Origin of the sequence: Streptomyces eurocidicus, from assembly GCF_002891295.1 — a bacterium.
Lineage (GTDB): Bacteria > Actinomycetota > Actinomycetes > Streptomycetales > Streptomycetaceae > Streptomyces > Streptomyces eurocidicus.
Genome location: NZ_LGUI01000004.1, coordinates 333,840 through 355,307, shown reverse-complemented (window position 1 = coordinate 355,307; position 21,468 = coordinate 333,840). Strand labels below are relative to the sequence as shown.

The window sequence follows — 21,468 nt, the reverse complement described above, 5'->3', positions numbered from 1 at the left end:
CGAATCCGCGGCGACGGCGCTCGGCCCGCCGCGAGGCGTCCGGCGGTGTGCACTGCGTACGTCGTTCAGTCCGGCGGTGTGCACCGCGTGCACCGCGTGCACCGCGTACGTCGTTCAGTCCGGCGGTGTGCACCGCGTGCACCGCGTGCACCGCGTACGTCGTTCAGTCCGGCGGCGTGCACCGCGTACACCGCGTACGTCGTTCAGTCCGTGGCCTCCGTCAGTGCCTTCACCAGGGCCGGTGTCACCTGCTCCACCTGCCACGCGCGGGCGCCGTGCGCGGTGAGGACCTCCGCCACCGCGTCCGGCGTCGGTGCCTTCGGCGGCTCCCAGCACAGCCGGCGGACGGTGTCCGGGGCGATCAGGTTCTCCTGCGGCATGGTGAGCCGCTCGGCCAGCGCCGACACCGCCGTACGGGCCGCGGACAGCCGGGCGGCCGCGACGGGGTCCTTGTCCGCCCAGGCACGGGGCGGCGGCGGGCCGGTCAGCGGCTGGCCGGGCTGCGGGAGCTCGTTGTCCGGGATCGCGCGGGCGCGGTCGACCGCGGCCTGCCACTGCTCCAGCTGCTTGCGGCTCATCCGGTGGCCGAAGCCGGGCAGCGCGGCCAGCGCCTGGGCGTTCGGCGGCATGTTCAGCGCGGCCTCGACGATCGCGGCGTCGCCGAGCACCTTGCCGGGCGAGACGTCGCGCCGCTGGGCGATCTGGTCGCGCGCGGTCCACAGCTCGCGGACCACGGCCATCTGCCGCCGCCGCCGGACCTTGTGCATCCCGGACGTACGGCGCCAGGGGTCCTTGCGGGGCGGGGCGGGGGGCGCGGCGGCGATCGCCGCGAACTCCTGGCGGGCCCACTCCAGCTTCCCCTGCCGGTCCAGCTCCGCCTCCAGCGCGTCGCGCAGGTCGACGAGGAGCTCCACGTCGAGCGCGGCGTAGCGCAGCCACGGGTCGGGCAGCGGGCGGGTGGACCAGTCGACGGCGGAGTGGCCCTTCTCCAGGGCGTACCCCAGGACGTTCTCGACCATGGCGCCGAGTCCCACCCGGGCGAATCCGGCGAGCCGTCCCGCCAGCTCCGTGTCGAAGAGCCGCGACGGCGTCATCCCTATCTCGCGCAGGCACGGCAGGTCCTGGGTGGCCGCGTGCAGCACCCATTCGGCGTCGCCGACGGCCTCGCCGAGCGAGGACAGGTCGGGACAGCCGACGGGGTCGATCAGGGTCGAGCCGGCGCCCTCGCGGCGCAGCTGTACGAGATAGGCGCGCTGGCCGTAGCGGTAGCCGGAGGCGCGCTCCGCGTCCACCGCGACGGGGCCCGTACCGGCCGCGAACGCCGCGACGATCCGGGCCAGGGCATCGTTGTCAGCGACGACGGGCGGGATGCCCTCGCGTGGCTCCAACAGGGGGATCGGCGCCGAATCGACGTCGACCGGGGGGTCGCCCCCGGGGGTTCGCAGTGTCGTGTCTGCTGCGGTCTCTTGGGCGTCGGTCACCGGTCAAGGGTATCTGTGTATGGCAAGCGCCCGTCGACGGAACGTTCCCGTCGACGGGCGTGGTGTCGTGCGGCGGGCGTTCCGGGACCCGATCGGCCCCGCCGTGCCCGCCGGGAGCGGTCAGTGGATGATGCCGGTGCGCAGGGCCACGGCGACCATGCCGGCCCGGTCGCCGGTGCCGAGCTTGCGCGCGATCCGGGCGAGGTGGCTCTTGACGGTGAGCGCGGACAGTCCCATCGAGACGCCGATGGCCTTGTTGGACTGGCCCTCCGCCACCAGCCGCAGCACCTCGACCTCACGGCCGGACAGCTCGCGGTAGCCCCCCGGGTGGCCGGGGGCGCCGGGCGGGCGGCGGTGCATCCGGGCCGCGGCGGCCGAGCCGATGGGCGCGGAGCCGGGCCGGCCGGGCAGGCCGAGATTGGTCCGGGTGCCGGTGACGACATAGCCTTTGACGCCGCCCGCGAGGGCGTTGCGCACCGCGCCGATGTCGTCGGCGGCGGACAGGGCCAGGCCGTTCGGCCAGCCCGCCGCGCGGGTCTCGGAGAGCAGGGTGAGCCCGGACCCGTCGGGAAGGTGGACGTCGGCCACGCAGATGTCGCGCGGGTTGCCGACGCGGGGGCGGGCCTCCGCGATGGACGACGCCTCGATCACATCTCGCACGCCGAGCGCCCACAGGTGGCGGGTGACGGTGGAGCGGACGCGGGGGTCGGCGACGACGACCATGGCCGTCGGTTTGTTCGGGCGGTAGGCGAGGCTCGCAGGTTGCTCGAGGAGAACGGACACCAAGCCTCCAGGGGGAGTGGCGGGGGACGGTGCCGACTTTGGGGGTAAGCCGGGGCGATCCGTATGGGAAGGGTCACAAGCCTCTTCGGCAGCGAAGCGTCCCGGCTTTAGGGGAAGATCACGAATTGATGAGTAACAATTCGGGCAATTAGGACGGTTGATCGATCAACGACTCTGCGGATCGCGCCGCTGAGGAAGCGTCACCACGCCCGCCTCCGGCGCCCCGCCCGGCGGCAGCCCAGCGATCTGACAGAGCAGGTCGCACCAGGCCGCGAGGTGCGCGGCCGTGTCGGGAACCCCCGCCCCGGGCGCCGCCGGGTCGCCCGCCCCGGCCGCGCCGCGCCCTGCTTCCCGGCGCCCGCGAGGCTCACCGGGCCCGCCGCGCCCAGCGGGCCGCCCGGGCCGCCGGTGCCGCCGCCCCGGCGCCCGCCGGCTCCACCGGCGACCACGAGGCCCGGATCTCGATCCGCGTCGACGGCTCCCGCTCCCGCAGCCCGCCGAAGTAGTGCGAACTCGCCCGGGTCACCGTGCCGCTCGGGGCCCCGTAGGGCACCCGCCGGGCCTCCAGCGCGCCCGTCAGCCACGACCAGCACACCTCCGGAAGCAGCGGGTCCGCCGCCATCTCCGGCTCCAGATCGGCGTGGACCAGCGTCACCAGCCGGAACGTACCGCCCCACGCCTCGTGCCCCGCCGGGTCGTGCAGCAGGATCAGCCGCCCGTCCGCCAGCTCCTCGTCGTCCACGACGACGGCGGCCTCCAGGGCGTACGAGAAGGGCGCCAGCCGCTGGGGCGGTGGCGTCGCGTCCAGCTCGATCTCGGGCCGCAGACGCACCCCTTGCAAACCGGCGACCGCCTGCCGGAAGACGGACGGGGAGCCCTCCCCATCCGCGTCGTCCGGACCTTCCGAGAGGTGTCCCTGCGCCGCAGCCATGCCCGGAAGACTAGGCGGAAGGACGCCCTGTTCCGGGTAGGGACACCCACATGGGCGGGTCACTCGTTCGGCCCGTGCGAAGATTTGGGACATGAGTGAGCGTACGGAGCCCAGCCAGCAGCAGACCGGCCGCACCGCGGCACACGACTCGGCGTTCCTGCGGGCGTGCCGGCGCGAGCCCGTGCCGCACACGCCCGTGTGGTTCATGCGCCAGGCGGGCCGCTCGCTGCCCGAGTACCGCAAGGTCCGCGAGGGCATCCCGATGCTCGAGTCCTGCATGCGTCCCGACCTGGTCACGGAGATCACCCTCCAGCCGGTCCGCCGCCACAACGTCGACGCCGCGATCTTCTTCAGCGACATCGTCGTGCCCCTGAAGGCCATCGGCATCGACCTGGACATCAAGCCCGGCGTCGGCCCCGTTGTCGCCCAGCCCATCCGCACCCGCGCGGACCTCGACCGGCTGCGCCCGCTGGACCCGTCCGACGTCCCGTACGTCACCGAGGCCATCGGCCTGCTCACCGCCGAGCTCGGCGCCACCCCGCTCATCGGCTTCGCCGGCGCGCCCTTCACCCTCGCCAGCTACCTGGTCGAGGGCGGCCCGTCGCGCAACCACGAGCACACCAAGGCGCTGATGTACGGCGACCCCGAGCTCTGGGCCGACCTCCTGGACCGGCTCGCGGACATCACCGCCGCCTTCCTGAAGATCCAGATCGAGGCCGGCGCCTCCGCCGTGCAGCTCTTCGACTCCTGGGTCGGCGCGCTCGCCCCGGCGGACTACCGGCGCTCCGTCATGCCCGCCTCCACGAAGGTCTTCGACGCCGTCGCCGGCCACGGCGTGCCCCGCATCCACTTCGGCGTGGGTACGGGCGAGCTGCTCGGCCTGATGGGCGAGGCCGGCGCGGACGTCGTGGGCGTCGACTGGCGGATCCCGATGGACGAGGCCGTCCGCCGCGTCGGCCCCGGCAAGGCGCTCCAGGGCAACCTCGACCCGGCGGTCCTCTTCGCGGGCCGCGAGGCCGTGGAGACCAAGGCCCAGGAGGTGCTGGACGCCGCCGCGGACCTGCCGGGCCACATCTTCAACCTCGGCCACGGCGTGCTGCCCAGCACGGACCCGGACGCCCTCACCCGCCTGGTGGAGTACGTCCACGAGCACACCGCGCGCTGACCCGAGGCCCCGCGACCGCGCCGTACGGGCCCGCGACCCGGGTCCGTACGGCGGGGCGAACCCTGCGCGAACCATGGCGGAGTCCCCGGCCGTCGGCTAGAAAGCCGTCATGTGGGTCCTCTTCCTGGTGATCGCCTGGGGTGCGGCGATCCTCACCTGCGGACGCCTCTGCCTCGCGGCCGCCGCGGCCGCCGAGGTGTCCCCGGAGCGCGCCGGGGCCGGTGACCGGGCGCATGGACTGAGCCTCTACGAGGCCGCGTTCCTGGCCGGCGGCCCGCACCGGGTCACCGACCTCACGCTGGTCAGGATGGGCCGGGAGCGACGGGTGCTGCTCGCGCGCACCGGCTGGGCCACGGTCGTCGACCCGGTCGGGCGGGACGAGCTGGAGCGCTCGCTGATCACCGCCATCGGGCCGGACGGGCAGTCCCCGGTGCCCGCCGTGCGGGCCGCGCACGCCGCCGCCGACGCCGTACGGGCGCTGGCCGACCGGCTGGTCGAGGCCGGGCTCGCGGTGCCCGACCCGGCCCGTACGAACGTGACGGCCGCCGTCCGTCAGGTGCGCGCGGCCTGCGGCCTGGTGGTGCTGACCGGGGCGGCCGCCGTCCTGATGGTGCCGCCCGAGACCCACCGGGGCGAGGCGGCGGCGTGGTTCGCGCTGCCGCTGCTGCTGACGTCGGCGTGCCTGCTGATCGCCCGGATCGAGATCCACCCCTACACGCCCTGGGCGTCGGTCGCCGGGCAGGAGCTCCTGGACCGCGTCGGCTCCGGGGCCGGATCCGGGGCCGGCTCCGACGACGCGGGCTTCCTGGCCGCGCTGGCCGTGCGCGGCCGCAAGGCCCTCGCCGACCCCGAACTGCGCGCCGCACTCTGCGCCCGGCTGCGCGAGCACCACCCCTGACGGGCCGGTCCGGGGCCCGGTGCGGGGCCTTCGGCCGCTGCTCGGTGGCCCCTCAGACCTGATTCGGGCCCGATCGAGCCCTTTGCGACCGACACGAGCCTCGGTGCTTTACTTCGTCAACAACCCCACCAATTATCCCTTTTGTCAGATAAGACGAGAAGGGATGGCCGGTGTGAGAGCAGCAGCCCTGTACGGAGCCCTCGGATCCCTGGTCCTCACCGCGGTCACCACGGCGCCGGCCGGGGCCCTGGAGGACCCCTCGCCACCGGGCGGCACCCGCGCCGAGGCCCGTGGCGTGGTCACCGCCGTCCACCAGGCCGCCGTCGAACGCATCCGCTACGGCCCGTGCCCGGCCGCGGAAGGGCTGCCCGCGACCGTCCAGTGCGGCACCGTCTCCGTACCGCTGGACTACGCCCGGCCGCACGGCAAGCACATCGGACTCACCGTCAGCCGCGCCCGGGCCACCGGCACCCGCGCCGAACACCAGGGCGCGCTCGTCTACAACCCCGGCGGGCCGGGCGGCTCGGGGATGTTCTTCCCGGTGCTCGCCGGCATCGGCCAGTGGCGGGCCGCGGGCAGGGCCTACGACTTCGTCGGCTACGCGCCCCGGGGCGTGGGCCGCTCGGCCCCGCTGTCCTGCGTGGACCCGGCGCGCTTCGTCAAGGCCCCGAGCCGGGCGCCGCAACACCCCTCCGAGGCGTACAAGGCGCGCCGGATCGCCCAGGCGAAGGAGTACGCGCGGGGCTGCGCCCAGCGGGGCGGGCGGGACCTGCGGCACTTCACCAGCCTGAACAACGCCCGCGACCTGGAGGTGCTGCGCGCGGCCCTCGGCCAGAAGCGCCTCACGTACATGGGCGCGTCCTACGGCACCTACTTCGGGGCCCTCTACGCCACGCTGTTCCCCGGGCACGTGCGCCGCATGGTCTTCGACAGCGTCGTCAACCCCTCACCCGGCAAGATCTGGTACCGCAGCAACCTCGACCAGTCCGCGGCCTTCGAAGTCCGCTGGGGCGACTGGCGCCGCTGGGTGGCCCGGCACGACGACGTCTACCACCTGGGCCGCACCGCGGAAGGCGTCGGGCACTCCTACGACCGGGCGAGCCGGCGGCTGGCCCGCCGGCCCGTCGGCGGGAAGCTCGGCCCGGGGCAGCTCCAGTCCGCCCTCCTCCAGGTCGGCTACGCGGACAGCGCCTGGGCGCGCAGCGCGAACGCCCTGTCCGCGTATCTGCGCGGCGACGACAAGGCGCTGCGCGCGCTCGCCATGCCCGACCCGGCGTCGGCCCGCTCCGAGGAGAACTCCAACGCCGTCTACACCGCCGTGGAGTGCAACGACGCCCCCTGGCCGCGCTCCTGGCGGGTCTGGGACCGGGACAACACCCGCCTCGCCCGCCGGGCGCCCTTCGAGACCTGGGAGAACGCCTGGATGAACCTGCCCTGCGCCTTCTGGAAGGGGCCGCGGCAGCGACCGGTCGACGTCGGCGCCCCGGCCAGCGCCCTGCCCCGCACGCTCGTGCTCGCCGCCGAACGGGACGCCGCGACGCCGTACCCGGGCGCGCTGGAGCTCCAGCGCAGACTGCCCGGCTCGGCGCTGGTGACCGAGCGGGACGCGGGCACCCACGGCATCGCCTTCGGGGCCAACGCCTGTGTCAACGCCCACACGGAGCGGTATCTGCTGACCGGGGCCCTCCCGGACCGGCACGCCTCCTGCGCGGGGCGCGCGGAACCGGCGCCGTCGGGGGCGGTGGCAGCGGCGGCGGTGGGGGCCTGAACGTCTTTGGCCGGGGCGTCTCCCGGCGGTGGCTGGACGGGCTGAATTTCAGCCCGTCCGGCGTTTGAGGACCGGGGTCCGGGGCGGAGCCCCGGTTACGGGAAGGGGCGGGTAGGGGAAAAGCCCCGCGCAGCGGCACCCACCCGCACCCGGCGGCCCCGTCGGACACCGGCCCGTCCGGTCATAGAGTGCTGCGGTGCACTCACCGATCCGTACCGTCCGGTCGTTCGCCGCCCTCGCCCTCTGCGCCGCCCTCTCCGCCTGTGGCGGAGGCGGCGGTTCCGGGAAGTCCACCGCCGCCCCGAGCGCCCCGGCCTCCGCCACCGCCGCGCGCCCCACTCCCGCCGCCTCCCCCGAGGCGTCCCCCGCGCCCACCCTGCCCGTGGGGGCCGACGGCCGGGCGCCCGTGTTCTTCCACGGGAAACGCGGCGCCAAGCGCGTCGCGCTGACCTTCGACGCCGACATGACCTCGGACGAGGGGCCGCGGGCCGCGCGCGGGGAGCCGTTCGACAACCCCGAGCTGATCACGACGCTGCGGCGGCTCAAGGTGCCCGCCACGGTCTTCATGACCGGCAGATGGGCCGAGCAGTACCCCGACCAGGCCCGGTCCATCGGTGGCGACGCCCTCTTCGAGGTCGCGAACCACTCGTACAGCCACCACGCCTTCTCCACCCCCTGCTACGGGCTGCCGGCCGTCCCCCGCGACGGCGCCCGGGCCGACGTGGAACGCGCGTCCGCCGCCTTCCGCAAGGCGGGGGTGCGGCGCACCGTCCCGTACTTCCGCTTCCCCGGCGGGTGCTACGACGACGCCGCGCTGCGCGCCGTCGCACCCGCGAAGGTGACGGCCGTGCAGTGGGACGTGATCAGCGGTGACGCCTTCGCCAAGAAGGCCGGGCCGGTGGCGGACCAGGTGCTGACGCAGGTGAAGCCCGGCTCGGTGGTGGTGATGCACTGCACGCGCAGCGCGGCGCCCACCACGGACGAGGCGGTGCGGCGGATCGTGCCCGAGCTGCGGGCGCGGGGCTACGAGTTCGTGCGGGTCTCGGATCTGATCGCCGGGGGCTGAGCCCCGGGCGGGACCAAACGGTACCGGGCGCGACGCCCCGTCAGCCGGAGCAGGCCGTGCGCTGGGCCTCCTGCCACTCGCAGACGGGGCAGAGCGTCAGGCCGGGCCGCTCGGCGGGGTACTCCGTGGGCTCGCCGCAGTGCACGCAGTCCGCGAGGGCCGCGGCGGCGGGGCTTCCGTCCGTACGTTCCATGTCGTCTCCGTCCCTCGCGGGGCCACGCGTCCGTGCGCGGCCGTCCGTGTCCGTCGGCGTTCCGCCATCATCGCCCACCCCCCGCGCCCTCCTCACGCGCGCCCTCCCCGCCCCGGCCGTCCGGCCGGGGCGGTCCGTTCCCGGGGCGGCTGGCAGACTGGGGGCGTGACCAGCCCTGACACCCGCACCGAGACCGGCAGCCCCTCGACAGCTCCGGAGGACGACCCCCGCGACGAGGCGCCGCAGTTCGTGCTGCCGCTCGTGGTCCGGATCGAGAAGGACGCGCCGCCGGCCCGTACGGACGCCCTGGAGACGGCGGCGCGCGCGGTGCTCACGCTGCTGGCCGACGAGCGCGCGGCCACCGGCGGCGACGGCGTGGACGGCGAGTGGGCGCGGGCGGTCCGGGACTGGCAGGACGCCCGGATCCGGAAGGTCGTGCGGCGGGCGCGGGGCGCGGAGTGGCGCAAGGCGTCGGCGCTGCCGGGCATCACGGTCACGGGCGAGCGGGCCGAGGTGCGGGTCTTCCCGCCCGTACCGCTCGACGGCTGGCCCAAGGAGCTGGTGAAGCTCCAGGTGTCGGGCACGGACCTGGCCGACCCGGAGCCCCCGGCCCCGCTGCCGGCCGGGGCCGGCCCGGTGCTGTGGCTCAACCCGGAGCTGGAGATGTCGGCCGGCAAGACCATGGCGCAGGCGGGACACGGCGCGCAGCTCGCGTGGTGGGGGCTGGACGAGGCGGCCCGGCGGGCCTGGCTGGCGTCCGGTTTCGCGCTGTCGGTGCGGACGGCCGACCCGGCGCGCTGGGCGGGGCTGACGACGAGCGGTCTGCCGGTGGTCCGGGACGCGGGCTTCACCGAGATCGCCCCGGGGTCGTGCACCGTGGTCGCGGACCACCCGGCGCTACGGGTCTGACAGTACGACCTGTGATACTGGCGCCAGAACATCTGTTTTGGCGCCAGGGGGTAAGAAGTTGTCGAAAAGGACCGTACGCGGCGCGACGGCTCTGGTCACCGTGGGCGCCGTGGCCGCCCTGGGGCTCGGGCTGACCGCCTGCGGCAGCGGTGGGGAGACCGACGCCAAGGGCGACGCCTCGGCGTCCGCCCAGCCGAAGGGCAAGGCGAAGAACGCTCCCGAGACCGAGCCCGACGAGGAACCGACGGCGAGCAAGAAGCCCGAGGAGAAGTGGGACGGCAAGGTCCGGGTGCTCGGCGACGGTTCGACGTCCTACACCGGGCCGCAGCCCAAGCAGCCGAAGCCGGAGAGGCTGAAGCCCGGCGAGAAGCCGCCGCAGTTCGTGGTCTTCTCCTGGGACGGCGCGCTGGAGGGCGACGACCACCTCTTCTCGCATTTCCGCGAGGTCGCCAAGCAGAACGACGCCCGGATGACGTTCTTCCTCACCGGCACCTATCTGCTGCCGAAGTCGAAGGCGACGCTGTACAAGCCGCCGCAGCACAAGCCCGGCGAGTCGGCGATCTCCTATGCGACGGATCCGCACATCAAGGACACCCTTCAGCAGTTGCGCGGTGCCTGGCTGGACGGGAACGAGATCGGCACCCACTTCAACGGCCACTTCTGCGGCGCCAAGGGCGGCGGCGACTGGAGCGCGGCGGAGTGGAAGAGCGAGATCGAGCAGTCGTATTCCTTCGTGCAGAACTGGAAGACGAACACCGGCTACACGGACCTGCCGCCGCTGCCCTTCGACTACAAGAAGGAGCTGGTCGGCGGGCGCGCCCCGTGTCTGGAGGGGCAGAAGAACCTCATACCGGTGGCGAAGTCCTTCGGCTGGCGGTACGACGCGAGCTCGCCCGGCGACTTCCAGATCTGGCCGTCCCAGATCAACGGCGTCTGGAATTTCCCGCTGCAGCTGCTGCCGTACCCGAAGAGCGAGAAGCAGGTCCTGTCGATGGACTTCAACTTCCTCTACAACCAGTCCGGTGACAACACCAAGGGCGATCCGAAGAAGTACGCGGAGTGGCGGAAGCTGACGCGGGACGGCTATCTGAACGGCTTCGAGCGCGCCTACAACGGCAGCCGGGCACCACTGTTCATCGGTAACCACTTCGAGGACTGGAACGGTGGCATCTATATGAAGGCCATCGAGGACGTCATGAAGTCGGTGTGCAAGCGGGACGGCGTGCGCTGCGTGTCCTTCAAGCAGCTCGCGGACTGGCTCGACGAGCAGGATCCGAAGGTGCTGGCGAAGCTGCGCGGGCTGGACCCGGCCCAGTCCCCGGACTGGGCCACGTTCGTCAAGAAGAAGTAGACCGCGAGGAAAGCGGGCCACCGCGGCGCCGGGCCCGGCGCCGCACCGGCCGGTCAGCTCCGCTGGGCGGCCGTGTACTTCGTCCAGATGTCGATCGGGATCGTGCTGCCCAGGGTGTCCTTCGCGGCGCCGGCCAGGCCGTCCAGGGGCTGGAGCTCCTGCGACCGGGGGTCGATGCGGGAGAGCGAGACGGCGGTCGACACCTTGCCCCGGTAGCCCGCGAACCACGCCGACTTGTTGTCCTGTGCCGTCCCGGTCTTGCCCGCGGCGCCGGCCCCGGCCGCCTTGGCGGCGGCCGCGCTGCCGCGCAGCACGGCGTCGCGCAGGGCGTCGTCCACGGCGCCCGCGACCTGCGCGGGCAGGACCCGCTCGGCCTTGGGCTTCTCCACCGGCACGGGGTTGCCGTTGCGGCTGAGCCTGTCGACGGAGTACGGCTCGCTGTGCAGGCCCCCGGCGGCGAAGGTGCCGTACGCCCCGGCCATGCGGATGGCGCTGGGGGTGGCGGTGCCCAGCGAGAAGCCGGGCAGCTTCTGGCCGAGGCTGTTCTTCAGCAGCCCCGCGGCCACGGCCGTCTCGCCCACCTGGTCCAGGCCGACGTCCATGCCGAGCTGCATCATCGGGGTGTTGACGGACTGTGCGACGGCCTCCTTCAGGGTGATCCTGCCCCAGGACTTCCCGCCGTCGTTGAGCGCCTTGACGATCTTGCCGGAGCGGGACCAGTACGGGCCCTCGGGGGTGAGTAGCGAGATCTTGTCGTCGCCGTTGTAGACGGTGGCCGGGGAGACCGGGGTACGGGGCTTGCCGCGCTCCTTCTGGACGCCCTCGCGCAGGGCGGCCGCGTAGACGAAGGGCGTGAAGGACGTGCCGGCGGGGACGACGGAGGAGTTGGCGTCGTTGAAGCCCTGCTTGAGGTAGTCCGGGCCGCCGTACAGGGCGACGACGCGCCCGTCGGTGGTGACGGAGGCGGCGCCGATGCGGACGTCCTTGTCGGCGTCGCGCTTCTCGGCGTCCAGGCGGCCGCTCGCCTCGGCGACGGCCTTGGTGAGCGCGGCCATCCGGGGCTTCTCGAAGGTGGTGCGGATCTGGTAACCGCCGAGGTCGAAGTCGTGGTCGGAGACGTCGGTGTGGGCGCTCACATAGGCGCGGGCGGTCTCCACCAGATAGCCGGTCTGCCCGGTCAGCCCGGCCGGCTTCGGCGGGGCCTGGGGCTCGGGGAAGGTGGTGTACGTGGCCCGCTCCTCCTTGGAGAGCTTGCCGATGGTCACCATCCGGTCGAGGATCCAGTTCCAGCGCTCCACGGCGCGCTCGTGGTTCTTCGGGCCGAGCGACGGGTCGAAGAGGCCGGCGCCCTTGAGCAGCGAGGCCAGGAAGGCGCCCTCACTGGCGTTGAGCTGCGAGACGTCCTTGCCGTAGTAGGCGTGGGCGGCGCGCTGGATGCCGTAGGTGCCGCGCCCGTACCAGCTGGTGTTGAGGTAGCCCTCCAGGATCTCGTCCTTGCTCATCTGGTTGTCCAGCTTGATGGCGATGAACATCTCGGTGAACTTGCGGCTGAAGGTCTGGTCCTGGTTGAGGTAGGCGTTCTTCACATACTGCTGGGTGATCGTGGAGCCGCCCTGGGTGCTGCCTCCGGTGACCATCTTGGTGACGGCGCGGGTCATACCGCTGAGCGAGATGCCGCTGTCGGAGTAGAAGGTCTCGTTCTCGGCGGCCAGGGCCGCCCAGCGGACCTTCTCGGGGACCTTGCGCAGGTCGAGGTCCTGGCGGTTGACCTCGCCGGTGCGGGCCATCTCGGTGCCGTCGGCCCAGTAGTAGACGTTGTCCTGCTGGGTGGCGAAGGCGTTGAGGTCGGCGGGTATCTCGGTCCGGACGTACATGATCGTCACCAGGGCCGTCAGCAGGCCGGCGAAGGTGAGGACGGAGCCCAGCGCCTGGCGCCACGAGGGCACCCAGCGCCGGAAGCCCTGCCGCCCCGGCCGGGGGTAGGCGGGGCGCAGCTTCGCGAGGCGCGGCCGGCGCTTGCGGGGGGCGGCGCGCCTGCGGCGGGCCGGAGCGGCGTGGTTCCGGGCGTGCGCCCCTTTTCGGCGTTCGAACACCACTCGACCCTACGGCCTGCGACTGTGCGGCGGGTACGGCAGATGTCCGTGGATTCCAAATAAGGAGCTCTGTTCGGGTAGCGTATCGTTTCTACACACCTGTAAATGCAGAAGGATCATCGCACGACATGGAAACCGCCACCCCCACCGCCGCCGTGCCGCGCCACGGCCGCCGCCGAGCCAACGGCGCTCTGGAGGGCGAGGTGCTCGCCGCGCTGCAGCGGGCCGAGGGACCGCTGACGCCCCGCGAGGTCCAGGGCCGGCTGGCGGGCGAGCTGACGTACAGCACGGTGGTGACGATCCTGTCCCGGCTGCTCGGCAAGGAGGTGCTGACCCGCACCCCGCGCGGCCGTGCGTACGCCTACGCCCCGGTGACCGACGAGGCGGGGCTGGCCGCCCGCCGGATGTGCAAGATCCTCGACGGGCTGCCCGACCGGGAGGTCGTGCTGGCGCGGTTCGTCGCCGAGCTGCCCGCCGCGGACGAGGAGCTGCTGCGGGCCCTGCTCACCAGCGCCTTCCCCGCGCCCCGGCAGCCGCTCCTCTGACAGCGCGCGGGGCTCAGGCCCAGAGCCAGACCCTGCGGTTGCGGGCCACGGTGTGGACGCGGTCGGCGCGCTGCGGGTGGAACTCGCCGGCCGTCCGGCCGAGGCCGGCCACCTCCGTGTCGCGCAGCACCCGTACGTCCTTCAGCTCCGGCGCCACCTCCAGGCTCTCGGCCCCCACGAACACCAGGACCGGCCGCACCTGCACCAGGAAGCCGCACCCGCGCGAGAGCACCAGCGAGGCGCGCGCGGTGTCGTGCCGGACCTGGCGGACGTACGGCCACGGCTGCCGCTCCCGGTCCAGCCGGACCAGGGTCTCGCCGACGTGGACCCGTGCCCGGCGGCCGGGCAGCGCGGCGATGCCGAAGACGCCGCCGGGGCCGATCAGCAGATGGGGTATGACCGCGTCGCCCGGCAGGACGACGGAGTGCACCACCTCCCAGCCGCCGCCCGTCAGCTCCTCCAGGGCGGCGCCCACGCGCTGCTCGGCCGCGAGCGTCCGCCGCCAGACGTCCTCCACCGGCCGCCGGCCGAGGAGCCGGGCGACCGCGAGGCCGAGGCCGCCGGCCCCCGAGGCGTCGAGCCGGGCCCGGAGCGTCTCCCCCGGCCGGTTGGGCGCGAGATCGTCGTCGGGCGGCAGGAAGAGCCTCTCCGGGTCGTAACTCTTGCCGTTCGCACTCCTCTTGCCGTCCGGCCGGTCCCGCACGCCCACCACCCCCTCCCGCCATATTGCCGCAGAAGAGGGGGAACCAACCCGGTCGGCGGTCCGTTCTCCCGGTGAGGCCCCGCGACATCCCCCCGATCGCGGGGCCTCACCAGGCCGTGCGCCCGGCTCGGCCCTTCGTGCCCTCAGCCCTTCGCGTCCGCGGCCACCGCGGCGGCCGCCCGGCGGGCCGCCATCAGCACCGGGTCCCACACCGGGGAGAACGGCGGCGCGTAGCCCAGGTCCAGGGCCGTCAGCTGTTCCACTGTCATCCCGGCCGTCAGCGCCACCGCCGCCACGTCCACCCGCTTCGCCGCGCCCTCGCCGCCGACGATCTGGACGCCCAGCAGGCGGCCCGTGCGGCGCTCGGCGAGCATCTTGACCGTCATCGGGCGGGCGCCCGGGTAGTAGCCGGCCCGGCTCGTCGACTCCGTCGTCGCCGACACGAACCGCAGGCCCGCCTCCGTGGCCTGCGCCTCCAGCAGGCCGGTGCGGCCGATCTCCAGTTCGCAGACCTTGCTGACGGCCGTGCCGACCACACCGGGGAAGGTGGCGTAGCCGCCGCCGACGTTGGAGCCGATCACCTGGCCGTGCTTGTTGGCGTGCGTGCCCAGGGCGATGTGCCGGGTCCGGCCGGAGACCAGGTCCAGGACCTCCACGCAGTCGCCCCCGGCCCAGATGTTCCCATGGCCGCGGACCCGCATGGCCAGGTCCGTCAGCAGCCCGCCGGACTCGCCCACCGGCAGCCCGGCGGCCCTGGCCAGCGTCGTCTCCGGGCGTACGCCCAGGCCGAGCACGACCACGTCCGCCGGGTACTCGGCCGCGTCGGTGACGACCGCGGTCACCTCGCCCCCGGCGCCGGTCCGCACCTCGGTGACCTCCGCGCCCGTCACCACCTCGATGCCCATCCCGCACATCGCGTCGCGGACCAGCGCGCCCATGTCCGGGTCGAGCGTCGACATCGGCTGCGCGGCGCGCTCGACGACCGTCACCCCGAAGCCGCGCCGGACCAGCGCCTCGGCCGTCTCCACGCCGATGTACCCGGCGCCGACGATCACCGCCCGGCGGCCCGGGGCGTGCTCCAGGCCGTCGACGAGCGCCTGCCCGTCGTCCAGGGTCTGCACCCCGTGGACGCCGCGCGCGTCGATGCCCGGCAGCGGCGGCCGGACCGGCCGGGCGCCGGTGGCGACGACCAGGTGGTCGTAGCCGTGCCACCGCTCCTCGCCGGACGCGAGGTCCCGGGCGAGGACCCGCTGACCCGCCACGTCCAGCTCGGTCACCTCGGTGCGGATCCGCAGGTCGATGCCGCGCGCGCGGTGCTCCTCGGGGGTGCGGGCGATCAGCGCGCCGGGGCCGTCGACCTCGCCGCCGGCCCAGTAGGGGATGCCGCACGCCGAGTACGAGCTGAACCGGCCGCGCTCGAAGGCGGTGATCTCCAGTTCGCCGGGGGTCTTAAGCCTGCGGGCCCGGGAGGCCGCGGACATGCCCGCCGCGTCGCCCCCGATGACCACCAGCCGCTGTGCCGTCATGGACTGCGTCCCTTTCGCCGGTCGAACGGCCAGGCTAGCCACCCCCGTCCCCGGCCGGTGCGGCAGGACACCACGCGGACCACAGGCCGGTGTACTCGTGGGCCAGGGCGGCGACCGCGCCGGGCGAGGCCAGCAGCCGGCGCAGCCGGGCCGTCCGGGACCGGTGCGCGGACCCGTCCCGGTCCGGCCCGGTGTGCAGCAGTTCGGTGAGGTCGCGGGAGAAGCGCACGGCCTGCCGGACGCGGTGCAGACAGGTGTCCGAATAGACGTCGAGGAGCCGCTCCCCGCCGGTGCGGTGCCACAGCGCGAGCGCCTCGGCGAGCGTCACGGCGTCCGCCACCGCGCCGTTGAGGCCCTTCGCACCGGTCGGCGGGACGATGTGCGCCGCGTCGCCGGCCAGCAGCACCCGCCCATGGCGCATCGGCTCGGTCACCCGGGTGCGCATCGGGGTGAGGCTCCTGGACATGATCGGCCCGCGGCGCAGCGGCGGGCCGTCCGCGGTGGCGTAGCGGGCCGCCAGCTCGTCCCAGATCCGCTCGTCCGGCCAGTCGGCCGGGTCGGTGCCGGCGGGCACCTGGAGGTAGAGCCGGGAGACGGCGGGGGTGCGCATGCTGTAGAGCGCGAAGCCGCGTTCGTGCGCGGCGTAGACCAGCTCGTCGTGGGTGGGCGGCACGTCGGCGAGGACGCCGAGCCAGGAGTACGGGTACACGTGCTCGTACACCCGGGTGCCGGCGGCCGGCAGGGCCCGCCGGGTCACCCCGTACGAGCCGTCGCAGCCCGCGACGTAGTCGCACTCCAGCAGGTGCTCGGCGCCTTCGTGGAAGTAGCGGACGGCGGGCCGCGCGGTGTCCGCCCGTTCGACCGCGAGGGCCTGGGCCTCGAACAGCAGCGGCGGCCCGTCCTTCAGCTGGAGGGCGACGAGGTCCTTGACGATCTCGGTCTGGGCGTAGATCGTCGCCTGCCGGCCGCCGGTGTGCGCCGCCAGGTCGACGCGGTGGGACCGGCCGTCGAAGCGGATCTCGATGCCGTCGTGGAAGAGCCCCTCCCGGTCCAGCCGGGCGCCCGCCCCGCAGGCGCGCAGGACGTCGACGGTGCTCTGCTCCAGCATCCCGGCGCGCTGCCGGGCCTCGGCGTAGGCGCGGTCGCGGGCCTCCAGGACGACGCAGTCGACGCCGGCGAGGTGCAGCAGGCGGGCGAGCAGCAGGCCGGCCGGACCGGCCCCGACTATACCGACGGTCGTACGCATCAGAGGGCTCCCGGGGCGGCGCCGGAACGGGGCGTGGCGAAGTCGAGGAAGACGGTCTCGCGGTCGCCCTGGAGCCGGATGTCGAAGCGGTGGGCGCGGTGGTGGCCGGGGTCCGGGGCGGCGAGCAGGGTCAGGCGGCGGTCGGGCGGCAGGGCGGCGAGCAGCGGGTCGTGGCCGGGCAGGGTGAAGTAGACGCGGGTGAAGAGGTGCTGGGGCAGGCCGCGGGCGAAGAGGCAGACCGCGAGGTAGGGGGCCCCGCCCGGCGGCAGGGTGCGCAGGACGTAGTGGCCGTCCCGGCCGGTGGTGACGCGGGCGAAGCCGGTGAAGGCGAGGCCGTCGCGGCGCAGGGCGCCGGGCACGGCGGGCGCCGAGCCGTCCGGGCCCGCCTGCCAGAACTCCAGCAGGGCGTCGGGTACGGGGTCGCCCGCGCCGTCGAGGACCGCGCCGTGGACGGTGACGGTCTGCGGGTGCCCGGCGGGCGCCGGGGCGCCGCCGCCGGCGAAGGGCAGGGCGTGGCCGTGGAAGGGGCCGACGGTCTGCGCGGGGGTGGCGGTCCCCGCGGGGATGACGGAGGCCATTCAGCGGCCCTCCTCGGCCCAGGTGGCGGCGGGCCCGTCCAGGACGACGTCCCAGCGGTAGCCGAGGGTCGAACCGGAGACGCCCAGGCCGGGGTCGTAGGCGGCCACCAGCCGGTCGCGCGCGGCGGCGTCGCCGGCGGAGTGCCAGATCGAGTCGTACCTCAGGAGCGGGTCGCCGGGGAAGTACATCTGGGTGACGAGGCGCTGGGTGAAGGCGGTGCCGAAGAGGGAGAAGTGCAGGTGGGCGGGGCGCCAGGTGTGCTCGCGGCCGGGCCAGGGGTAGGGGCCGGGGCGGATGGTGGTGAAGTGGTAGCGGCCCTCGTCGTCGGTGAGGCACCGGCCCGCACCGGTGAAGTTCGGGTCGAGGGGCGCCCGGCGCCGGTCGAGGCGGTTGGCGTAGCGGCCCGCGGCGTTGGCCTGCCAGAGCTCCACCAGCTGGCCGCGCACGGGCCGGCCCCGCCGGTCCGCGATCCGCCCGGAGACGGTGATGCGCTCGCCCAGCGGCTCCCCGGCGTGCTGCCGGGTCAGATCGGAGTCCAGCGGGTCGACGTCGGCGGGGCCGAAGACCGGGCCGGACAGCTCGACGGCCTCGGGGCCGGGGGCCACGGGCACGAGGGGGCGGCGCGGGCGGCGCAGCGGGTCGCCGGTGTACGGGGGTATGCCGTGCGCGCCGGCGTCGGCAGGGGCGCCGGGCGCGCTGTCGCGGGCGCCGTCGGCGGTGCTCCGGCGTGCGTCGTGGCGAGGGCTTTCCTGGAGGCCGGCGGCCGCGCGGCCCGTCTGTTCCCGAACGGATTCAGATGCCATGGCCGTGACTTACCCCACCGCGTTCCGGGCGACCCGGCCTGTCTGCCGACAGGCTGGAAAAGGGACGTCCGCACCGCCGCGCGGCCTCAGCGTTCGAGCACCAGGGCCTGGCCCTGGCCGACGCCCACGCACAGCGCCGCGAGCCCGGTGCCGGAGCCGGCGGCCGCCAGCTGGTGGGCGATCGACCCCGTGAGCCGGGCGCCGGAGCAGCCGAGGGGGTGGCCGATCGCGATCGCGCCGCCGCGCGGGTTGACGATGCCGGGGTCGAGTTCGGGCCACTCCGTGAGGCACCCCAGGACCTGCGCCGCGTACGCCTCGTTGAGCTCGAAGTGCGTGAGGTCGGTGAGCGAGCGGCCCGCCTTGGCGAGGGCCCGCCGCACCGCGTCCACCGGCCCGAGGCCGTACATGTCGGGCTCGATGCCGGTGACGGCCGAGGCCCGGACCCGGGCCAGCGGCTCGCGGCCGGTCTCCCGCAGCCCCTCCTCGTCGCACAGCAGCAGGGCCGCCGCGCCGTCGTTCAGCGAGGAGGAGTTGCCGGCGGTGACCGTGCCGCCCGACGTCCGGAAGGCGGGCTTCAGCCGGGCGAGGGCCTCGGCGGAGGTGTTGTCCCGGATCGTCTCGTCGCGGGCGAGCGGGGTGTCCGGCAGCTGGACGACCTCGGCGTCGTACGCGCCGTCCCGCCAGGCCCGCGCGGCCTTCTGATGGCTGGCCAGCGCGTAGGCGTCCTGCCGCTCGCGGGTGATGCCGTACTTGTCGGCGATCAGCTCGGCGCCCTCGCCCAGCGCCACCGTCCACCGCTCGGGCATGGCCGGGTTGGTCATCCGCCAGCCCAGGGTCGTGGAGTACAGCTCCTGGTGGCCCACGGGGAAGGCGCGGTCGGACTTGGGCAGGACGAAGGGGGCGCGGGTCATCGACTCGACGCCGCCCGCCACCACCACCGAGGCGTCGCCCAGGGCGATGGCGCGGTAGGCGTGCACGACGGCCTCCAGGCCGGAGGCGCACAGCCGGTTGACCGTCACGCCCGGTACGGACACCGGCAGTCCGGCGAGCAGCACGGCCATGCGGCCGACGTTGCGGTTCTCCTCGCCGGCGCCGTTGGCGTTGCCGAACACCACGTCGTCGACGCGGGCCGGGTCGAGGCCGGGCGCCCTGCCGACCACCTCGCGCACCACGTGCGCCGCGAGGTCGTCGGGGCGGACGGCGGCGAGGGCGCCGCCGTACTTGCCGACCGGGGTGCGCACGGCGTCGACGATGTACACGTCCCGGATGCGGTCGTTCATGGCTGCTCCTTGAGCGGTCGGGCGAGGAGGGAGTGCGGTGCGGCGGGCTGGTACCGGTGGTGCGGCAATCCTCCTCCCCCGGACGGCTGTTCGCCCAGTGAACTTTCGTTCATAATCGGTGCCGTGACGAGTCTCGGTGTGCCGCCAACCGCTGTCAATGGGGCTGGTGAGGCGCTCGTGGGCCCGCTGGTGAGGGGCCTCGCCGTGCTGCGCGCCCTCGCCGGGCACGAGGCCGGGGCGCGGGTCCGGCCCGCCGACCTCGCCCGTACCACCGGACTTGCCCGTTCCGTCGTCGACCGGGTGCTGGCCACGCTCGGCCTGCTCGGGTACGTCCGCGCCGAGGGTCGTGAAGTCGTCCTGGCCGTCGGCCTGATGGAGCTCGGCAACGCCTATCTGACGGCGAGCGGGCTGCCCGCCGCGCTCGGCCCGCACGTGGCGGGGCTGGCCGCCGCGCTCGACGCGTCCGTCTCGGTGGCCGTGCCCGACGCGGACGGCGTCCGGATCGTCGCCCAGGCCGCCCGCCCCCGGACGGCCTCCGCGGGCCTCCGGACCGGCCTCCGCATCGGCGACCTGCTGCCCGCGGGCCGCTGCGCCCCCGGCGCCCTGTTCACGGCCGCGCCACCGGACTGGGCGGTGGACGACCAGCTCCTCGAACCCGGCCTGGTGGCGGTGGCCGTGCCGGTCCGCGACCCGGCGGGACGGACCGCGTGCGCGGTGACGGTCACCAGCCACACCGGCCGGCACTCCGCGACGGGCCTGCGGGAGGAGACGCTGACGGCACTGCGGGCGGCGGTCCCGGCGATGGAGGCGGCGCTGGCGGCGACGGTGACGGCGACGTCGGCTACGGCTACGGCGACGGCGACGGAGGAGGCTACGGCCCACGGTACGGAAGGCGGTGACGCGGCCCCGGCCGACGCGGAAGGTGACGACGCGGCCCCGGACGCCACGGAAGGCCGCGCCCCGGCGCCCGTCCCGTACGGCGAGGAGGATGTCTCGTCCCCCGCCTCCCGTGCCAGGCGGGGCGGTGACCCCGCCGCCGCTCCGTACGGCGGATGGGCCGGCCCGGCCGGCGCCCCCTGCACGGCGGGAGGCGACCACTCCGCCCCCGTCCCGTACGGCGAGGAGGACATCTCGTCCTCCGCTCCCTACGCCAGGCAGGGCGGCGACCCCGCCGCCGCTCCGTACGGCGGACAGGCCGGCCCGGCCGGCGCCCCCCGCGCGTCGGGAGGCGGTCGCCCCGCCCCCGACCCGTACGGCACGAAGGACGGCCCGGCCGTCGCGCGCCCCGCACCCGGCGGTGCGCCGGACGGCCCCGGACCGCCCCGGCGCCTCCCCGTCGAGGCCGCCGCCCCGCCCCTCCGGTCCCTCGTCCGCGGCCTCGCCGTCCTGCGGGCCTTCGGCGGGGCCGCGGCGCCGGGCCGGGCGCGACGCTCTCCGAGCTCGCCGCGGCCGCCGGCTCGCGCGGGCCACCGCCCGCCGCGCGCTGCTCACCCTCGCCCACCTCGGCTACGTCGCGGCCGACGGCGGCCGGTTCCGGCCGCTGCCCCGGATCCTGGAGCTGGGCCACGCCCCGCTCGGCGAGCTGACCTTCGCCGACCTCGCCGGACCCCATCTGCGCGCGCTCGCGGGCCGGGTCGGCGCGTCGGCGTCCGTGGCCGTGCTCGACGGTCCGGACATCCGCTACGTCGCCCGGGTGCCCACCGTCCGCATCATGAGCGTCGACATCACCGTCGGTACGCGCTTCCCGGCCCACGCCACCTCCATGGGCCGGGTGCTGCTCGCCGGGCTGGACCCGCGGGCCCGCGCGGCGTGGCTGGCCGGCGAGGCGGTGACGCGCGCGCCCACCCGGCGCACCGTCACCTCGGCCACCGCGCTCGCCGGGCTCCTGGACCGGGTGGCCGAGGACGGGCACGCGCTCGTCGACCAGGAGCTGGAGGAGGGCCTGCGCTCGCTCGCGGTGCCGGTCCGGGACGGCCGGGGCCGCGTCGTCGCCGCGCTCAACGTCGCCACCCACGCCGGGCGGGGCGGCGCCCAGGAGACCCGGCGGGACTTCCTGCCCGCCCTGCGCGAGACCGCCGCCCGGGTCGAGGCCGACCTCCGCACCGCCTCGGCGCACCGCGCCCTCGGCACCGGCTGACCGCCCGGCGG

Annotated in this window: 19 protein-coding genes and 2 pseudogenes; 9 read left to right on the top strand and 12 right to left on the bottom strand. The window is 74.9% G+C overall.

Annotated elements, in window-relative coordinates; translation table 11 throughout:
• Nucleotides 1–203 precede the first annotated feature (203 nt).
• The 4 genes and pseudogenes from AF335_RS15675 to AF335_RS15665 form a co-directional block, all read right to left on the bottom strand.
• Nucleotides 204–1,481 (bottom strand): HRDC domain-containing protein, encoded by a 1,278-nt coding sequence (locus AF335_RS15675; RefSeq protein ID WP_102919001.1) that lies wholly within the window; start codon nucleotides 1,479–1,481, stop codon nucleotides 204–206.
• 120 nt (nucleotides 1,482–1,601) lie between these two features.
• Nucleotides 1,602–2,264 carry a response regulator transcription factor gene (locus AF335_RS15670; protein ID WP_087925687.1) on the bottom strand — a complete coding sequence of 221 codons (663 nt, stop codon included), beginning with the start codon at nucleotides 2,262–2,264 and terminating at the stop codon, nucleotides 1,602–1,604.
• 165 nt (nucleotides 2,265–2,429) lie between these two features.
• Nucleotides 2,430–2,564 (bottom strand): annotated as a pseudogene (locus tag AF335_RS35605) (DUF3000 domain-containing protein); the annotation flags it as partial.
• Nucleotides 2,565–2,631: 67 nt separating this feature from the next.
• Nucleotides 2,632–3,195 (bottom strand): DUF3000 domain-containing protein, encoded by a 564-nt coding sequence (locus AF335_RS15665; RefSeq protein WP_244927034.1) that lies wholly within the window; start codon nucleotides 3,193–3,195, stop codon nucleotides 2,632–2,634.
• Between the two features lie 91 nt (nucleotides 3,196–3,286).
• Here AF335_RS15665 and hemE point away from each other — a divergent pair, with 91 nt between their 5' ends.
• The 4 genes from hemE to AF335_RS15645 all read left to right on the top strand — a co-directional run bounded on the left by hemE (nucleotide 3,287) and on the right by AF335_RS15645 (nucleotide 8,092).
• Nucleotides 3,287–4,360 (top strand): uroporphyrinogen decarboxylase, encoded by a 1,074-nt coding sequence (gene hemE / locus AF335_RS15660; RefSeq protein ID WP_102919000.1) that lies wholly within the window; start codon nucleotides 3,287–3,289, stop codon nucleotides 4,358–4,360.
• Between the two features lie 109 nt (nucleotides 4,361–4,469).
• The gene (locus tag AF335_RS15655; protein ID WP_102918999.1) at nucleotides 4,470–5,258 is read left to right on the top strand and encodes a TIGR04222 domain-containing membrane protein; all 789 of its coding nucleotides are present in this window, start codon (nucleotides 4,470–4,472) and stop codon (nucleotides 5,256–5,258) included.
• Nucleotides 5,259–5,430: 172 nt separating this feature from the next.
• On the top strand, nucleotides 5,431–7,026 hold the full coding sequence (locus tag AF335_RS15650; RefSeq protein ID WP_102919250.1) for an alpha/beta hydrolase: 1,596 nt from the start codon (nucleotides 5,431–5,433) through the stop codon (nucleotides 7,024–7,026).
• A gap of 196 nt (nucleotides 7,027–7,222) precedes the next feature.
• Nucleotides 7,223–8,092 carry a polysaccharide deacetylase family protein gene (locus AF335_RS15645; RefSeq protein ID WP_244927033.1) on the top strand — a complete coding sequence of 290 codons (870 nt, stop codon included), beginning with the start codon at nucleotides 7,223–7,225 and terminating at the stop codon, nucleotides 8,090–8,092.
• 40 nt (nucleotides 8,093–8,132) lie between these two features.
• Here the strand turns inward: AF335_RS15645 and AF335_RS34645 are convergent, their stop codons facing one another.
• Nucleotides 8,133–8,285, bottom strand: a complete 153-nt coding sequence (locus AF335_RS34645; RefSeq protein ID WP_170127706.1) for a hypothetical protein — start codon at nucleotides 8,283–8,285, stop codon at nucleotides 8,133–8,135.
• Nucleotides 8,286–8,450: 165 nt separating this feature from the next.
• On the opposite strand from AF335_RS34645, the gene AF335_RS15640 reads away from it, so the two are divergent.
• Together AF335_RS15640 and AF335_RS15635 are read left to right on the top strand one after the other, a co-directional pair.
• Nucleotides 8,451–9,194 carry an aminoacyl-tRNA hydrolase gene (locus AF335_RS15640; protein ID WP_102918998.1) on the top strand — a complete coding sequence of 248 codons (744 nt, stop codon included), beginning with the start codon at nucleotides 8,451–8,453 and terminating at the stop codon, nucleotides 9,192–9,194.
• A gap of 58 nt (nucleotides 9,195–9,252) precedes the next feature.
• Nucleotides 9,253–10,545, top strand: coding sequence for a polysaccharide deacetylase family protein (locus AF335_RS15635; RefSeq protein ID WP_102918997.1), 1,293 nt, complete (start codon nucleotides 9,253–9,255; stop codon nucleotides 10,543–10,545).
• A gap of 53 nt (nucleotides 10,546–10,598) precedes the next feature.
• Here AF335_RS15635 and AF335_RS15630 read toward each other — a convergent pair whose 3' ends face one another.
• Nucleotides 10,599–12,638, bottom strand: coding sequence for a transglycosylase domain-containing protein (locus AF335_RS15630; RefSeq protein WP_102919248.1), 2,040 nt, complete (start codon nucleotides 12,636–12,638; stop codon nucleotides 10,599–10,601).
• Between the two features lie 128 nt (nucleotides 12,639–12,766).
• On the opposite strand from AF335_RS15630, the gene AF335_RS15625 reads away from it, so the two are divergent.
• Nucleotides 12,767–13,183, top strand: a complete 417-nt coding sequence (locus AF335_RS15625) for a BlaI/MecI/CopY family transcriptional regulator (protein ID WP_102918996.1) — start codon at nucleotides 12,767–12,769, stop codon at nucleotides 13,181–13,183.
• Between the two features lie 13 nt (nucleotides 13,184–13,196).
• Here the strand turns inward: AF335_RS15625 and AF335_RS15620 are convergent, their stop codons facing one another.
• The 6 genes from AF335_RS15620 to AF335_RS15595 all read right to left on the bottom strand — a co-directional run bounded on the left by AF335_RS15620 (nucleotide 13,197) and on the right by AF335_RS15595 (nucleotide 19,320).
• Nucleotides 13,197–13,892 (bottom strand): nuclease-related domain-containing protein, encoded by a 696-nt coding sequence (locus AF335_RS15620; protein ID WP_102918995.1) that lies wholly within the window; start codon nucleotides 13,890–13,892, stop codon nucleotides 13,197–13,199.
• A gap of 137 nt (nucleotides 13,893–14,029) precedes the next feature.
• Entirely contained in the window at nucleotides 14,030–15,412 is a 1,383-nt protein-coding gene (locus tag AF335_RS15615; RefSeq protein WP_102918994.1) for an FAD-dependent oxidoreductase, read from the bottom strand.
• 34 nt (nucleotides 15,413–15,446) lie between these two features.
• Nucleotides 15,447–16,658, bottom strand: a complete 1,212-nt coding sequence (locus tag AF335_RS15610) for a 4-hydroxybenzoate 3-monooxygenase (protein ID WP_102918993.1) — start codon at nucleotides 16,656–16,658, stop codon at nucleotides 15,447–15,449.
• A complete protein-coding gene (gene pcaG, locus AF335_RS15605; protein WP_102918992.1) occupies nucleotides 16,658–17,236 on the bottom strand; it encodes a protocatechuate 3,4-dioxygenase subunit alpha in 579 nt (192 codons plus the stop codon). The genes AF335_RS15610 and pcaG overlap by 1 nt, the downstream gene beginning before the upstream one ends.
• Nucleotides 17,237–18,040 carry a protocatechuate 3,4-dioxygenase subunit beta gene (gene pcaH, locus AF335_RS15600; RefSeq protein WP_102918991.1) on the bottom strand — a complete coding sequence of 268 codons (804 nt, stop codon included), beginning with the start codon at nucleotides 18,038–18,040 and terminating at the stop codon, nucleotides 17,237–17,239.
• Between the two features lie 86 nt (nucleotides 18,041–18,126).
• Nucleotides 18,127–19,320: a thiolase family protein gene (locus AF335_RS15595; protein WP_102918990.1), complete on the bottom strand. Its 1,194-nt coding sequence runs from the start codon at nucleotides 19,318–19,320 to the stop codon at nucleotides 18,127–18,129.
• On the opposite strand from AF335_RS15595, the pseudogene AF335_RS36795 reads away from it, so the two are divergent.
• Nucleotides 19,213–20,055: pseudogene (locus AF335_RS36795) on the top strand (IclR family transcriptional regulator); the annotation flags it as partial. The gene AF335_RS15595 and the pseudogene AF335_RS36795 overlap by 108 nt on opposite strands.
• A gap of 562 nt (nucleotides 20,056–20,617) precedes the next feature.
• Nucleotides 20,618–21,457 carry an IclR family transcriptional regulator domain-containing protein gene (locus AF335_RS35600; RefSeq protein ID WP_102918989.1) on the top strand — a complete coding sequence of 280 codons (840 nt, stop codon included), beginning with the start codon at nucleotides 20,618–20,620 and terminating at the stop codon, nucleotides 21,455–21,457.
• Nucleotides 21,458–21,468 lie beyond the last annotated feature (11 nt).

What these genes read in the sequence shown, in the direction of transcription:
- AF335_RS15665 (WP_244927034.1), bottom strand. Translation starts at nt 3,195, where the DNA reads ATGGCTGCGGCGCAGGGACACCTCTCGGAAGGTCCGGACGACGCGGAT.
- hemE (WP_102919000.1), top strand. Translation starts at nt 3,287, where the DNA reads ATGAGTGAGCGTACGGAGCCCAGCCAGCAGCAGACCGGCCGCACCGCG.
- AF335_RS15655 (WP_102918999.1), top strand. Translation starts at nt 4,470, where the DNA reads ATGTGGGTCCTCTTCCTGGTGATCGCCTGGGGTGCGGCGATCCTCACC.
- AF335_RS34645 (WP_170127706.1), bottom strand. Translation starts at nt 8,285, where the DNA reads ATGGAACGTACGGACGGAAGCCCCGCCGCCGCGGCCCTCGCGGACTGC.
- AF335_RS15625 (WP_102918996.1), top strand. Translation starts at nt 12,767, where the DNA reads ATGGAAACCGCCACCCCCACCGCCGCCGTGCCGCGCCACGGCCGCCGC.
- AF335_RS15615 (WP_102918994.1), bottom strand. Translation starts at nt 15,412, where the DNA reads ATGACGGCACAGCGGCTGGTGGTCATCGGGGGCGACGCGGCGGGCATG.
- AF335_RS15610 (WP_102918993.1), bottom strand. Translation starts at nt 16,658, where the DNA reads ATGCGTACGACCGTCGGTATAGTCGGGGCCGGTCCGGCCGGCCTGCTG.
- pcaG (WP_102918992.1), bottom strand. Translation starts at nt 17,236, where the DNA reads ATGGCCTCCGTCATCCCCGCGGGGACCGCCACCCCCGCGCAGACCGTC.
- pcaH (WP_102918991.1), bottom strand. Translation starts at nt 18,040, where the DNA reads ATGGCATCTGAATCCGTTCGGGAACAGACGGGCCGCGCGGCCGCCGGC.
- AF335_RS15595 (WP_102918990.1), bottom strand. Translation starts at nt 19,320, where the DNA reads ATGAACGACCGCATCCGGGACGTGTACATCGTCGACGCCGTGCGCACC.